This window comes from Deltaproteobacteria bacterium, from assembly GCA_009929795.1.
Taxonomy (GTDB): Bacteria; Desulfobacterota; Desulfovibrionia; order Desulfovibrionales; family Desulfomicrobiaceae; genus RZZR01.
Map to the genome: position 1 here is coordinate 21915 of RZZR01000012.1, position 13901 is coordinate 35815.

Sequence of the window (13901 nt, forward strand, 5' to 3'; positions counted from 1 at the left end):
ATGGTTGTTCGGGTCCACACCGCAGCCCTGATTGGAATCGACGCCTTCGACGTCGAACTCGAGGTGGACTTGGCTAGGTCGGGCCTGCCTGCCTTCACCATGGTCGGCTTGGCCGAAGGAGCAGTGCGGGAGAGCAAGGAGCGAGTCTTCTCGGCACTCAAGAATTGCGGGTACAGAATTCCGCCGTCCCGAATCACGGTCAATTTTGCCCCGGCTGATCGGCGCAAGGAGGGCAGCGCCTATGATTTGCCCTTGGCATTGGGCCTGCTTGCGGCCTCAGGTGCCATTTTTCAGGAAGCCCTGACCGGGTTTCTTCCCGCAGCGGAGCTATCCCTGGCCGGGGAACTTAAGCCCATCACCGGGGCGCTGTCTTTGGCAGTTCACGCCCGGTCCCGCAAAGCCACGGGCATGATTCTCCCCGTCGAGAACGGCCCGGAGGCCTCGGTGGTCAAAGGCCTGAATGTCTATCCCTTCCGGAGTCTTCAGGACGTTGTCGCCTTTTTGGTCGGTGAGGTTGAAGCCAGGCCTCTGGAAAATGATCCCGGCCGGTTGTGGCACAGACGAAACGAGTTTCCTCTGGACTTCGGCGAGGTTCGGGGACAGGAGCACGCCAAGCGGGCAATTGAGATCGCCGCCGCCGGAGGTCACAACATTCTGCTTATGGGGCCCCCAGGCAGCGGCAAGACCATGCTCGCCCAGAGGATACCCACGGTCCTTCCCCTCCTCGATTTCGAAGAAGCCCTCGACGTGACCAAGATCTACAGCGTAGCAGGGCAATTGGAGCCGGGTCAGGCCCTGGTCGTTTCCAGGCCCTTTCGCAGCCCCCACCACACTATTTCCGACGCGGGCCTCATCGGCGGCGGACATATCCCCCGGCCCGGCGAGGTTTCCCTCTCCCATCGGGGCGTGTTGTTCCTGGACGAGTTGCCTGAGTTTAGAAAGCCGGTGCTGGAAGTCCTTCGCCAACCTTTGGAGGACGGCCGGGTGACCATTTCCCGGGCAGCCATGTCCTTGACCTATCCCGCTGACTTTATGCTCGTGGCGGCCATGAATCCCTGTCCCTGCGGGTTCCTGACTGACGACCGTCATCCGTGTACCTGCACACCTCAACAAATCCAGCGTTATCGCTCCCGGCTTTCAGGACCCCTGTTAGATCGCATTGACTTGCATGTGGAGGTTCCGGCCGTCCCGTATAAAGATCTGAAATCGGAGGTGGGTGGGGTCGATTCGGCGACCATGCGAGACCAGATCGACCGGGCCCGAAAGCTTCAGTCGGGCCGTTACAATGGCCTCCCCATCAAGACCAACGCCGACCTCTCAGGCCGCTGGCTTCAGAAATTTTGTCCCCTTGGCCGGGGCGAACACAAATTTCTGGAAGAGGCCGTTTCTCGTCTGGGTCTCTCTGCCCGGGCCTTTACCAGGGTACTGCGCATCGCCCGGACAATTGCCGACGTGGAAGGAACAGAAATAATGGACATCGGCCATCTTGCCGAGGCCATCAACTATCGCACCTTGGATCGTCAGGAAAGGCCATAAACTTGTATGATCAATAAAAAACCCGCCCCTTCCGAAGAGGGGGCGGGTTTTGTCTCGCTATTTCGACCGCTCTGGATGTCTACCAGCGGGGCCGCTCGGCGCGGGGACGGGCCTCGTTGACCTTGAGGGTTCGGCCTCCAAAATCTTTTCCGTCAAGATTTTCGATGGCCTTGGCAGCACCATCGTTTTCCATCTCGACGAAACCGAAACCACGAGGACGACCGGTTTCGCGGTCTTCGATCAGGTTGACCGAATTGACGACTCCGTACGCTTCAAAGGCTTCGCGGATGTCTTTCTCGGTAGCGGACCAGGGCAGATTGCCGACATAGATGTTCTTCGACATTCAAAAAACTCCAAAAAGTAAAAAAACAATGCGCATAGCGCAAAAAACCGTGGCCTCAGAGTGAACGCTTGTTTCGATGAAACCGAAACTGACCTGCCAGCTAAAGTCGCGAACAACTTAAACCACATATTGCCGTTCATCGCTGGTCCTGAATGAATATTCTTAATGATGGAGTCATGTCAAGGAGAATTTTGTCGTTTGAATGGATTTGAAGCAAGGGGATAGATTTTCCTGGAGGCATCGTCGATTGGGGATGGGGACTCGACAGAACTGTCAAAGTCGGGCAAAGTGCTGTAGTAATCAGGCAAGCAGCAGGGTCAACGGGCACATGTGTCCGAGCAGGCCGAACAGAGGAGGCTGGGGATAATGAGTAGTCGTTTTCTGACCGAGTACAAGACCAAGCTTGTCAGCGCAGAAAAAGCCGTCGAGGGGATCTCCGATGGAAGCGTGATTATCCACGGGGTGACCATCGCCGAACCGCCGGCCCTTCTTCAGGCCCTTGCCGACAGGGCCAGAGCCGGCGACCTTCGAGATGTATGCATCTATTCGTTCAATCCTCAGAAAACGGCTTCGAAAACGTATCTACAACCGGACCTGCTGGATGTCATCAAGGCAAGATGCTGGTTTCTGAGTCCGGTCACCCGAACCTTGGCCTCGGCCGGGCTGGTGCAGTTCATCCCCTGCTATTTGCACCAAGTGCCGAAGTTCATCCGTGAGTATATGGATGTGGATGTGTGTCTGACCATGGTTTCGCCCATGGACAGGGCCGGTTTCTTCACATTCGGCACCGCCAATGACCTGACAAGCACCGCTGCCAGACAAGCCAAGCGCTTGATCGTCGAGGTCAACCGGAACATGCCCCGGGTCTTTGGCGATTCTCTGGTTCATATTTCGGAAGTTCACTCAGTGATCGAGAACCATACCCAGCTGCTTCAGATCCCGGCTCCAGAGATCAATCCCCTGGATGCCAGGGTCGGTCGAAGAATTGCGGAGATTATCCCGGATGGAGCGGTTCTCCAGCTGGGCATCGGGACCCTGCCCAACGCCATCTGCCCTGAGCTAGGAGGTCACAAAGACCTTGGCATTCACAGCGAATTGTTCGGACCGGGGATGATGGATCTGATATTGAAAGGTGTGGTTACAGGTCGGAAAAAGGCTATCCACCCGAGAAAGCATGTCTTTTCTGTGGCCTATGGGACCGACGAGGTTTTTGATTTCATGGACGACAACCCGTCCATGGCCAGTTTCCCTTCGGATTATGTTATGGACCCGGCTGTCATCTCGCAGAACGATCACATGATCGCCGTGAACTCTATTCTGGAAGTGGACTTGACCGGGCAGTGCAACGCCGAGCATCTCGCTGGCTTTCAGTTCAGCGGCACGGGAGGGCAGCTTGACTTTGTTCGCGGGGCCTATGCGGCCAGGGGCGGAAAGTCGATCATGACTCTCTATTCAACGGCCAAAAACGGGACCATCTCCAGAATCGTACCCATGCTCGAACGTGGGGTGGCCGTGACCACGCCACGTATGGATGTTCACTACCTGTGTACCGAGCATGGCCTTGTAAACCTGAAGCATCGAACCGTGGGAGAGCGGGCTGAACTCATCATCAGTATCGCCGACCCGGCTTTTCGGGGCGAGTTGACCCGTCAGGCCCAGGAGATGCGATTGTTCTAAACGGCTTCTGGAACGTCCGAGCCATCAGCGGTGAAGGATCCGGCGCGAGATCGTCAACAGGAAGCGTAACAGAAGGAGCGCGGCAAATGATGCGACCGGAGTTAAAGCCAGAACGGTTATAGCGGTCCACCACGGGGCTTGATCATGGAGCGAGGCGGCGAGGATGACAGGAATCCAGGCCACGCCGAAACCCACGTGCCAGTTGATTTCCGCCCCCATACGGTCGTGGTTTGGCCGGGTGGTGTTCACCCGGTAGTCCCAGACGTTTCGGGTCAGGAAGGCGGCGAAAAGACCAAGCAGAAAGGAGTAGATCTGGAAGTTCACGAGGAAGTCCTCCTTGTGATGATGATGCCTTTTCAGGGCAAACCGTTTAATCCCCCGCCAAACAGAGCGGATCGGCTCGGCGGAGGGATGCGGCATTATTTCTGGGACGGTTTTTTGGGGCCATTCAGGAACGGAGGCCAGAGCACCATTTTTCACTTCGTCGATTTTTTTTGCAATCGAGGTTTACATTTTTTCAGGCATCGACTATAGGACGCACATGCTTGACCAGCAAGCCTAATCCCATGGCGTTTTCATGCAGTTGTATTGATGCAGTCCGTTCAAGATCCAGTATTTCCGTTTTGCTCGTGTCTAACCGGAACACAAGGACATGGCCTTGAAAAATCGTTATACACCTATTATTATTGTCTGCGGCATACTGGCACTTTTGATCGTCGGCGGTCAGATCGTACCGGTCACATCTGAAGAGCTTCCTGTTCGTTTGTCACTGCAAAACAAGGGCGGGCGAGTCGTCTTCACCCATTCCCGCCATGTGGACTACGTCGACAAGATGGGCGGCAACTGTGTCGACTGCCATCACGAAAGCGAAACTGTCAGTCCCACTCCATTGCCTTGCGGTTCATGTCATGCCACCGAGTTCGACGCCAAGTTTTCATCGGATCATCAAACGGATTTGCCCGAGGACACCTGCACCCGCTGTCACCACGCCGAAATGGGCGGATTGACCTACAGTCACGACGACCACAGTGAGCTGTTCGCCACTAGCTGCACGGACTGCCACCACGACACTGACATAGAGCCGGAGCCCGGGGCCTGCAACCAGTGTCATGGTGAAAAGGCAGAGGGCGACACCCCCTCGCTGCGGGAGGCCGTCCATGTCCGGTGCGAGAACTGTCATGCGGACATGTACGAGGAAAAGCTTGGCGGCTGCAAATCCTGCCATGAGTTTTTGCCCGGAAAACCCGGACTCAAACAGCCGTCTTGCAGTTCCTGTCACTACGAGACTGAGGCCGTCCCATTGCCTCATCGCATGGACTCCTTTCACGACCAATGCATGACCTGTCACGAAAAGGTCGGAAAAGGGCCCTTTGGCGATACATCCTGCACCCGTTGCCACACCAGGTAGATGACCATGATAAAACCACGTCTGCACACTTCGGTCGAGGTCAAGGGCGGTCTCCAGGATGTCAAGACCCCCGCAACGGTCCGGATTCCCCTGGACGCCAAGCATAAAGCCACGGTCAAGAAGAAGCAGCTCGTGTCCCGGGGGCAGATTGTGGCCGAAAACTCCACCAAGAACGCCTACTGCGTCGGATACGTGCACGCAAGCATTGATGGGGCCGTGGAGGAAATCGGTCCGGGCGTGATCGTTATAGGCCCCGCCCCGGCTTCGAAAGAAGGAGAAGCGCCGCCTGAATTCAAATCTCCTGAACCTTGCGCCGAGCTGGGATCTTTGACCGGAGAGGAACTCGTTCGAACCCTCATGGAACTGGGCATCGACACCCATAGATTTCACCCCTCCCGGACCCTGATCGTCAACGGCCTCAATCCCGAACCCGGGGTTTCGGTTAGCGAGTGTCTGCTCAAGCACGCTCACAAGACGCTTGAAAAAGGTGTCCAAGTCCTGGAGCGGGCGATTCGCCCCGGATCAATCAAATTGGTGGCTGCGGCCGGGACCAATCCGACCCTGCACGGCTGCACCACGGTCGAAGCCAGTGATCTCTATCCGGCCACCATCGACCCTCTTGTTGTCCACGCGGTCACTGGCGCGGAACGGCCGGACAACGTCGACATCATTTCGGTTTCCGACCTCTACCGGGTTGGGCGGGTGGCTGAAACCGGGCAGCCCTTGGTTGAAGCCGTGATCACGGTCGGCGATCATTTCTTCAGGGTCCCCACGGGCATGGCCGTGAGCGAGATTTTGAGCGAGGCCGGGGTCACGCCGGCTGCAGGGTGGAAGGTGGCCTTGGGCGGGCCCATGAGGGGCCAGGCCATCGGAGACCTGGGTATGGGCATTCCGGAGAATGCCACAGCAGTGACCGTGGTTCCCGCAGGGGAGTTTCCCGAAGTCGCCCCCAACCCCTGCGTCAATTGCGGCGAGTGCGTTCTGGCCTGTCCGGCCAGGATTCAACCGGGCATGCTTTCCAGGAATGCCGAGTTCGGGTTTTTCGAAGCCACCCGAACCCTGCATGTGGAAGCCTGTCTCGAATGCGGCATGTGTACCTTCGTCTGTCCGGCCAATCGTCCGGTGATGCATTATATTCTCATGGCCAAGGCTCACCTGGCGGCCAGGGATGCCGAGGTTGCCACATGCAGGCTCCAAGATTGAATTTTCGGTGCTCGTTTATCCCCGTATCGTCGAAATGAACCAACAAGGGTGAGAGTTCATGGCAAGCCAGGCAATCAGTAAAAATTTGTTCACCGTGACTTCGGCTCCCCTCTGGCATTGTGGGAGAACCATCCGATCCACCATGCTCCTCATGCTGGCCGCCCTTTTGCCGGCAGCGGCCATGGCCGTGTACCGGTACGGGTACGACGCCGTGCAGGTCATGGCCTGGGCCGGACTATCGGCCGTGATCACCGAGGCCTTGGTCCAGAAGTTGATGAAACAGGCCCCGACGTCGGACGATTTCAGCGCATTGGTCGACGGCCTGTTGTTCGCCTTTCTGCTTCCTGCTACGGCCCCATGGTGGCTGGTGGCCTTTGGGAGCGCAGTGATGATTGTCCTCGGACGCATGGTTTTCGGCGGTTTTGGCGGAAGTCCGGTCTGCGCCCCGGCTGTCGGCTGGGCGGTATTGGCCATTTCGTGGCCCGACCTGATGGATCTCAACGCCATGCTCCTCAAATGGGACCTTATCGAGCCGTTGAGCGAGTTGAAGTATTTCGGTCTGGAGGCCATCTCCGAGGTGAGCACGACCGGACTGCTTCTTGGGGACAACCTGGGTGCCCTGGGTGCGTCACAAGTTCTGATGGTTCTGCTCGGGGGCATTCTATTACTGGCAACCAGGCAGCTCCGCTGGTACATCCCCGCTTCTTTTCTGGTCGGTGTCTACGCGACCGGTCTGATCTATAATCTGATCGATCCGCTGGTCTACGCATCCCCAATATTCCATCTCTTTTCCGGCAGCACCATGCTGGCAGCCTTCTTCCTCATGCCGTATCCATCGTCCTCACCGACATGGCGGATCCCCATGCTCGTCTACGGGCTCATGGGCGGGGCCCTTGTGATCATCATTCGAACGTACGGCATTTACCCAGATGGCGTACCTTTCGCCGTTCTGCTCATGAATCTGTGCACACCGCTCTTCGACCTGATCCAACCCAAACCCTTTGGCGGGAGGTAGCGGGCCATGATGGAAATTGTTCGCATGGTGGTCGTGCTTTCGGCCATCACCGGGTTGGCAGGGTTCGTCCTTTCCGGCCTGAAGGTCGTGACCACCCCCATCATCGAGGAGCAGGTTTTGACCAACGTGCAGGGGCCGGCCTTGAAGCAGATTTTTCTGCACAGCACCAACGACCCAATTGCCGACCGCAAGGCCTTACCTCTGCCCGGAGGCGAGGAATCGGTCATGGTTTTCCCGGCCATGAAGGATGGCAAGCTCCAGTCCGTGGCCATGGAGGCCTCGGGCAAAGGATACGGAGGGGAGGTCAATGTCATCGTGGGCTTCGATGTATCAACTGGAAGACTGATCGGCATTAGCGTGACCACCCACAAGGAGACTCCAGGATTGGGCTCCCGCATTCAGGAGACCGCCTTTACAAAACAGTTTCGGGGCAAAGAGCCGGGCAAGGCCTCTCTCAAGAAGGATGGCGGAGACATTGACGCCGTCTCTGGGGCGACGCTTTCGTCCATCGCAGCGGCCGATGCGGTCAAGCAGGCCTCGGGGTGGTATGCGGCTCTGAAGGACACGATCTCAACGACTTGGTAATCGGCGCACGGTTCGCCCCAAGGAGAAATCAATGGCCAGCATGATGCAGGAATTCACCAAAGGGTTGTGGAAGGAGCTTCCTCCCTTCCGACTCGTTCTCGGCCTCTGCCCGGTTCTGGCGGTGACCAATACCGCCAACAACGGTCTCGGCATGGGCGCTGCGGTCATATTCGTCCTTACGCTCTCCAACGTCATCATCTCTCTGGTCAGGAACATCATTCCCAAGAAGGTCCGCATCGCGTGCTTCATCGCCATCGCGGCTTCTCTGGTAGTCACGGTCGAGATGCTCATGCAGGCCTTCGCCTACCCCCTATACCAGCAATTGGGCATCTTCGTCCCCCTGATCGTGGTCAACTGCATCATCCTGGGCCGAGCCGAGGCCTTTGCCGCCAAGAACCCTCCCCATTTGGCCCTTGCCGACGGGCTGGGTATGGGCATCGGCTTCACCCTGTCCCTGACTTTTTTGGGCGGGCTCCGGGAGGCCTTCGGGGCAGGGACCTTGTTCGGCGCGGATCTTTTCGGCCCGAATTTCGAGCCCTTCACATTCATGGTCCAGGCGCCGGGCGCTTTTGTCTGTCTGGGGCTCATCCTGGCGGGCATGAATTTTCTCAACATCTGGCAGGCCAAACGAAAGGGCGTGGAGCTCGATCCTAACTTCGACGCCGGATGCTCCGGATGCATGGCCTGCAAGGGCTTGGAAAAGATCGTCAACCAGAAGAAGCTGGAACGGCTGGAATCGGCCAAAAGCTAACCACGGGAGCCACGGCGCATGGATACTTTTCTGCTCTTCATCTCGGCCATCTTTGTCAACAACATCGTTCTGGCCCAGTATCTGGGGAATTGTCCCTACCTCGGATGCTCGAAAGAAAAGAGCGTCTCAATCGGTATGGGCGCGGCCGTCATCTTTGTGACCATCATGGCCACGATTTTCACCTATCTTATTCAAAAGCACGTGCTTATCCCCTTTCATCTCGGGTATTTGCAGACCATCGTCTTCATTCTGGTCATCGCTTCCCTGGTGCAGTTCGTGGAGATGTTTCTGAAAAAGATGGTTCCGCCCCTGTACAAGTCCTTGGGAATTTTTCTGCCTTTGATTACCACCAACTGTGCCGTTCTGGGCGTGGCCATCCTCGTGCAACGCAAGGAATTCGACTTCGTCACCGCCCTTCTTTACGCTGTCGCGGCCGGGGCGGGTTTTATGCTTGCCCTAGTCATTCTGGCGGCCATCCGGGAACAGTTTGAGGTGACCCGGATTCCACGGGCCATGCGCGGTACCCCCATCGGCCTGGTCATGGCCGGGATCATGTCCCTGGCGTTCATGGCATTCAAGGGCATGATAGCCTAAGGTTGTGGAGAACTCGCAATGATCACGACATCCGTATTGACCCTGTTCGGCCTGGGATTTGTAGCGGCCAGCATCCTGGCCATCGCCTCCAAGGCCCTTTATGTGGAGGAGGACCCCCGGGTCGAGGTGGTTCTCGACGCACTGCCGGGAGCCAATTGCGGAGGCTGCGGATTTGCCGGCTGCGAGGCCTACGCCATCGCTGTCCTGAACGATCCAGATGTCCCACCCAACAAATGCTGCGCCTGCAGTCCGGACGCAGTGGCCCGAGTAGCCTCGTTGACCGGAAAAGCAGCTGGGGATGCCGAACCGAAAGTTGCCTTCAGACGGTGCGTGAAAATCGAGGGCAAGGTGGCAAGAAAGTTCGAGTATGCCGGAATCATGAGCTGTGCCGCGGCCAAGATGATTCTGGACGGTCCTGACGCCTGCAAGTACTCCTGCCTGGGGTTTGGCGACTGCGTACGAGCTTGTCCCTTTGACGCCATGTGGATTGAGGACGGTCTGGTGCACATCGCTCCAGCCAAGTGCACGAGTTGCGGAACTTGCGTGCGGACCTGCCCGAATTCCATCCTGGAGCTTATTCCCAAGCGGGCTCGTGTCATGGTCTTTTGTTCGTCCCAGGACAAGGGCAAGGCCGTAAAAGACGTCTGCGAGGCCGGATGCATCAGTTGCGGGGCCTGCATCAAGAAATGTCCGGCCGAGTGCATCACCATGATCGACGAGCGTATCCATATCGACCACAAGGCCTGTTTGGCCTTCGGGCCGTCCTGTCAAGAGGTCTGTGTGGAAAAGTGTCCAAGGAACATCCTGCGCTGTTTGAGTCCCGAGTCTTCGACAAAGGAATCAGTCGGCTATTCCGAAGTCTCGAACGAGACGAATCTGAACGCGTAACCCAGTCCAAATGCCACGGAGAAATGCCATGAAGCGTGGAAATCTCAAACACGATCGCCGGTCCTTTCTGAAGGCGCTGGCAGTACTGGTCGGCGGTACGGCTCTATCCCCGGCCCTGCGAGTTCTGCCGGCCCTGGCATCTCCCTCTCTGTTTAGGATCGCTGAACAGCGGATGCTTATGGGCACCTTTGTGGGCCTGACGGTACTCGCGCCTTCCCGAGATCTGGGCCAGGAGGCCATGGGACGGGCCTTTGAGGAAATGGAACGCCAGATCAACATCTTCAGCCGGTTCGATGACTCAACGGCTTTGTCGGCCTTGAATCACGATATGCGCCTGAAGGGCGCTCCCGGGGAGTTACTGAAGGTCGTGGAATATTGTGACTGTCTGCACCGGATGACCTCCGGACATTTCGACGTGACCGTGGCTCCGGTGCTCGAGCTTATATCCCGGTCTAACGGTCGGCCCGACGCCTACGAATTGCGTGAGGCCCTGGACTTGGTCGATGCGTCAAGGCTTCGGAGGGATGGTGCAAACCTGCGTTTCGAGGCCAAAGGAATGGCCGCGACATTGGACGGGGTGGCCAAAGGATATATTGCCGACCAGGCCGCCAGTGTCCTGCAGGACAACGGAATTGAACATTTCATGGTCGACGCTGGAGGAGATATTCGGGTGTCGGGGTCTTCGAACGGCCAGAGGAATCCGTGGCGGATTGCCATAGAAGATCCGGCCAAGGCCGGGAAATATCCGGCCGTGGTCGAGATGAAATCCGGGGCTATGGCTACATCCGGAGGTTACGAGGTATTTTTTAATTCGGCCAAAACCTCACACCATCTGATCAATCCCGAAACAGGGGCATCTCCGCAATATGTGGTCAGTGTCAGCGTTCAGGCTCCAACGGTCATGGAGGCCGACGCTCTGGCTACGGCCTTGGGCCTCATGCACCCAAGGGAGGCGCTGCGCCTCGTCTCATCCCTGCCCGGGCATGATTGTCTGCTGGTGACTTCGACCGGAGCTAGGCTGACATCTTCTGGCTGGATCACTTGGACCTAGGGTTTTCATTTTGACCAACGCGGAACAAAAGGCGGACCTACGGGCCCGCCTTTTATTTTGATCGAAAGAGGCCCCCGAATTTTTCATTCTTTCGTTCGAGGGTTAGCCGAGCGGTCGGTCTGAGGAGTAGCGTGGCGAAGATAGGCTTGTCTGAGATCTTCGGTGAAGCGTTGCTCGGCAAAGTGGAGGTAGGGGACCTTCAGATAGGTTTCTCGGATTCGAGCCGCATCCTTTAGTCGTTCGTGCATAAGTTCCTGGAGATCGAAAGAATCGAGCCAAGCAGCCAGTGTGGCGGCCCTATGGATGGGTTTGTGAGCTTCTGTGATTTTCTTCCAGGCATTGCGGCCAATGGTCAGGCGGAGTTCATCGTCGAAAAGAAGCCGTTCGGCAGCCTTGGCGGCCGATTTGGCGTCTCCGTGATGGTAGAGCCAGAAATCTCGGCCGTGAACGAAAAGCCGATCCTGGCCATGCCCGATGTCCGGAGTCAACAGGCAGGATCCACAGCCCATGGCTTCAAAGACCCTGAAATTCATGTCCCCATGCTCGGCCACGTTGAGAACAATCCGGGCCTTGGGGTAGAGGGACCGGTAGTCGCCGCGCCGCAGGACGAGTTTCGGGAAGAGTTCGTTTAGCTCGGTCAGAAAGGCGGCTCGGCCCGGAGTCAGTTCCGGATCGACCTTGCCGACGAAAAGGAGATCGAATTCAGATTCGGTTATATGTGGCAAGTCCCCGGCCTTGGAGTAGAGGGGGAGCCAGAGAAAACGATCCCGGTGCAGGCGTAGGTTCAAAAAGGCGGGCAGATGGTCCCAAAGATTCATGGCCACGAGATCAAAGGCCTGTGCGTAAAATGGATACCAAGTATGGATATGGCTGTCGACGCAATAGAAGAGGGTTGGACAGGGAAAGGATTCCAGCCCAAGGATGGGTGGGATTAGGCTTCGATCGCCGTAGACGATAAGGTCAGGTATGGAACCGATGCGACGCACTATGCCGGCCCAGTCCATCCATGGCTTGGAAAGGTCAATGTGCCGAACTTCCCAACCGTGATCGGACATGGCCGATGAGAAATAGGAGTTTCCGACCCAAGCGAGAAGTCGACTCACGCTTTCCACCACAGACCTGAGATTTCAAACGCAGGGTCTTGAAGTATCTCGGACGATGTAATCATCCTGTAATTATAGCATTGTAAAAAAACTCTGCCAAGTGGATCGTTTCGAGGATTATTCAAGAAAATTCGTCTCGCGTCACGCAAAGAACGGCTTGCCAGTTCGTTTCGGGCTAAATAAAGATTTTGTTGGAATCGTAAAAACGCAACCCGAAAACGGCTGGAGGTCCTTGGTCATGGAAAGTAAAAATTTTGCAACGGTGTTCGTGTTCATGCTTCTGGCATCTCTCATGGCCTCATGCCAGGGTAGCGGAGGCGACGATCCGAATACGGCGACGCTGGTTCTGAACGGCCAGGTCACGGAAACGAAAGTCGATTGGCAATCCACTAAGGGTGGAGCGCTCTTGGACATCGCCCGGTTCATGGAGGGGGTGGGCGGCCGGTTTTTGCCCATCAACATGGATACGGGGATTGTCGCCCAGTACGGCAAGCGGATCGGGTTTGCCAGCAACGGGTATGCCTATGGCATGGTCCAGGTCCAGCTCTGTCCCATGGAACCGGCCTGCAAAGAGGATGGTGGTCGGTTATGGGCTCCGCTCGGATTCCTGGGCCAGGTCTTGAACGGCACCGTGACCGTGGACGAAGCGAAAAGACAGATCGTAGTGAATGCAACCCCGGCCCTGGGCATCGGCGATGTCGTTCCCGAGGCCCAAGGCGTGGCTTCGGCCCTGGAGGGGAGCGGGTACCAGGTTCAGCAGGGCGACATTTGTCTCAGCAATGCGGTGGAGATCTGCGCGGCCGGGTATTCACCCAACGCCAACGCCAACAACGCCGGATTTCCCTATCTCTGCATCCAGGCCCCGTTGCCGCCGGATGCCGCGCACGCCATCCTGCCCGTGCAGTTCGCCTACTCTTTGCGGGAGGACGAGGGACTGGTGGTCATCGGCCGGACCCCGCCGACCTGCGACTACTACAGCTATCGAAGCTATTTCCTGAACATCTGTCTGAGTGGCGTCAACCCCTTTGACCGCCAGAAAATCTACACCCAGCTGGGCGATCCCATTAACGCCTACAACATCCAGGACGACATGTTTTATGGCAACCCTTCCGGGGCCAAGGTGGAGCCCTACGAGTCATTCTTCGTTCTGGTTTCCACCGCAGACCGGCAGCTGTACGAAGATGTCCGGGCTGCCGTGTCTCAGGCCGGACTGGATCCGAACAAGGTCCTCCTGGACATCATGGACCCGAACCTGATCCGTCTGGGCAACGACGATTTTGCGGACATGATGAATTTCCTGCACCGGTTTTCCAATCCCAAGGACAAGGACGCCGGTCAGGTCTATACTCATCGGCCGACCCTGGAAGTCCTGCGCCTGACTCCGAATACGCCCCGGACGGCCGACTTTCTGACGCCGTATGCGCCACGCAAGCGCGGTTCGGGCACGAACGAGGAACAGTACCGGGCGGCCCTGGATTCTTTGCGCCAGGCCATTCTGGAGGAATACGGGGGTACGAACAGGATTGAGGAGCTGCCGACCTACGTCTGGATGGCCAAGTCTGGGGCAGAGGCTATCGACGCCGTGGAGGACGTGCTCGGTGAAACCCGGGACACATTGTATCTGAAATCAGGCCTCTTCCGTTTCGGCGCAGACACCCGAGTGCTCGCCTACGGCATCAATCGCACGGCCACGGGCAAATCCGTATACAATAACGTGAGCTGTTACGGAGCCCAGTACATCAACGGG

At 57.2% G+C, this 13901-nt stretch carries 14 protein-coding genes; 11 read left to right on the forward strand and 3 right to left on the reverse strand.

Annotation, left to right across the window (positions count from 1 at the left end; genetic code table 11):
- Entirely contained in the window at positions 1-1536 is a 1536-nt protein-coding gene (locus EOM25_02785; GenBank protein ID NCC24116.1) for an ATP-binding protein, read from the forward strand.
- Between the two features lie 79 nt (positions 1537-1615).
- Here the strand turns inward: EOM25_02785 and EOM25_02790 are convergent, their stop codons facing one another.
- Entirely contained in the window at positions 1616-1879 is a 264-nt protein-coding gene (locus tag EOM25_02790; protein ID NCC24117.1) for an RNA-binding protein, read from the reverse strand.
- Between the two features lie 366 nt (positions 1880-2245).
- Between EOM25_02790 and EOM25_02795 the strand changes: the two genes are divergently transcribed.
- Positions 2246-3556 carry an acetyl-CoA hydrolase/transferase family protein gene (locus EOM25_02795; protein ID NCC24118.1) on the forward strand — a complete coding sequence of 437 codons (1311 nt, stop codon included), beginning with the start codon at positions 2246-2248 and terminating at the stop codon, positions 3554-3556.
- A 24-nt stretch (positions 3557-3580) separates the two neighbouring features.
- Here EOM25_02795 and EOM25_02800 read toward each other — a convergent pair whose 3' ends face one another.
- The gene (locus EOM25_02800) at positions 3581-3880 is read right to left on the reverse strand and encodes a hypothetical protein (protein NCC24119.1); all 300 of its coding nucleotides are present in this window, start codon (positions 3878-3880) and stop codon (positions 3581-3583) included.
- A 328-nt stretch (positions 3881-4208) separates the two neighbouring features.
- Between EOM25_02800 and EOM25_02805 the strand changes: the two genes are divergently transcribed.
- Genes EOM25_02805 through EOM25_02840 form a run of 8 tightly spaced genes read left to right on the forward strand, consistent with a single transcriptional unit; the run spans position 4209 to position 11051 of the window.
- Positions 4209-4964 (forward strand): cytochrome C, encoded by a 756-nt coding sequence (locus EOM25_02805; protein ID NCC24120.1) that lies wholly within the window; start codon positions 4209-4211, stop codon positions 4962-4964.
- Positions 4965-6167: a 4Fe-4S dicluster domain-containing protein gene (locus EOM25_02810; GenBank protein ID NCC24121.1), complete on the forward strand. Its 1203-nt coding sequence runs from the start codon at positions 4965-4967 to the stop codon at positions 6165-6167.
- A gap of 58 nt (positions 6168-6225) precedes the next feature.
- Positions 6226-7182, forward strand: a complete 957-nt coding sequence (locus EOM25_02815) for an RnfABCDGE type electron transport complex subunit D (GenBank protein ID NCC24122.1) — start codon at positions 6226-6228, stop codon at positions 7180-7182.
- Positions 7183-7188: 6 nt separating this feature from the next.
- Positions 7189-7767, forward strand: coding sequence for an RnfABCDGE type electron transport complex subunit G (locus EOM25_02820; protein NCC24123.1), 579 nt, complete (start codon positions 7189-7191; stop codon positions 7765-7767).
- A gap of 31 nt (positions 7768-7798) precedes the next feature.
- Entirely contained in the window at positions 7799-8518 is a 720-nt protein-coding gene (locus EOM25_02825) for an electron transport complex subunit E (protein ID NCC24124.1), read from the forward strand.
- Positions 8519-8536: 18 nt separating this feature from the next.
- On the forward strand, positions 8537-9112 hold the full coding sequence (locus EOM25_02830) for an RnfABCDGE type electron transport complex subunit A (protein NCC24125.1): 576 nt from the start codon (positions 8537-8539) through the stop codon (positions 9110-9112).
- 18 nt (positions 9113-9130) lie between these two features.
- Positions 9131-10000 (forward strand): Fe-S cluster domain-containing protein, encoded by an 870-nt coding sequence (locus EOM25_02835; GenBank protein NCC24126.1) that lies wholly within the window; start codon positions 9131-9133, stop codon positions 9998-10000.
- Positions 10001-10010: 10 nt separating this feature from the next.
- The gene (locus EOM25_02840) at positions 10011-11051 is read left to right on the forward strand and encodes an FAD:protein FMN transferase (protein ID NCC24127.1); all 1041 of its coding nucleotides are present in this window, start codon (positions 10011-10013) and stop codon (positions 11049-11051) included.
- Between the two features lie 83 nt (positions 11052-11134).
- Here the strand turns inward: EOM25_02840 and EOM25_02845 are convergent, their stop codons facing one another.
- Positions 11135-12154 carry a glycosyltransferase family 1 protein gene (locus tag EOM25_02845; protein NCC24128.1) on the reverse strand — a complete coding sequence of 340 codons (1020 nt, stop codon included), beginning with the start codon at positions 12152-12154 and terminating at the stop codon, positions 11135-11137.
- Positions 12155-12392: 238 nt separating this feature from the next.
- Here EOM25_02845 and EOM25_02850 point away from each other — a divergent pair.
- On the forward strand, positions 12393-13901 hold a 1509-nt coding region (locus tag EOM25_02850; protein NCC24129.1), incomplete at its 3' end, for a hypothetical protein.

Bases quoted from the DNA above. Each gene is read 5' to 3' on its own strand.
- EOM25_02835 (NCC24126.1), top strand. From the start codon at position 9,131: ATGATCACGACATCCGTATTGACCCTGTTCGGCCTGGGATTTGTAGCG.
- EOM25_02785 (NCC24116.1), top strand. From the start codon at position 1: ATGGTTGTTCGGGTCCACACCGCAGCCCTGATTGGAATCGACGCCTTC.
- EOM25_02790 (NCC24117.1), bottom strand. From the start codon at position 1,879: ATGTCGAAGAACATCTATGTCGGCAATCTGCCCTGGTCCGCTACCGAG.
- EOM25_02810 (NCC24121.1), top strand. From the start codon at position 4,965: ATGACCATGATAAAACCACGTCTGCACACTTCGGTCGAGGTCAAGGGC.
- EOM25_02830 (NCC24125.1), top strand. From the start codon at position 8,537: ATGGATACTTTTCTGCTCTTCATCTCGGCCATCTTTGTCAACAACATC.
- EOM25_02825 (NCC24124.1), top strand. From the start codon at position 7,799: ATGGCCAGCATGATGCAGGAATTCACCAAAGGGTTGTGGAAGGAGCTT.
- EOM25_02820 (NCC24123.1), top strand. From the start codon at position 7,189: ATGATGGAAATTGTTCGCATGGTGGTCGTGCTTTCGGCCATCACCGGG.
- EOM25_02815 (NCC24122.1), top strand. From the start codon at position 6,226: ATGGCAAGCCAGGCAATCAGTAAAAATTTGTTCACCGTGACTTCGGCT.
- EOM25_02795 (NCC24118.1), top strand. From the start codon at position 2,246: ATGAGTAGTCGTTTTCTGACCGAGTACAAGACCAAGCTTGTCAGCGCA.
- EOM25_02805 (NCC24120.1), top strand. From the start codon at position 4,209: ATGGCCTTGAAAAATCGTTATACACCTATTATTATTGTCTGCGGCATA.
- EOM25_02840 (NCC24127.1), top strand. From the start codon at position 10,011: ATGCCACGGAGAAATGCCATGAAGCGTGGAAATCTCAAACACGATCGC.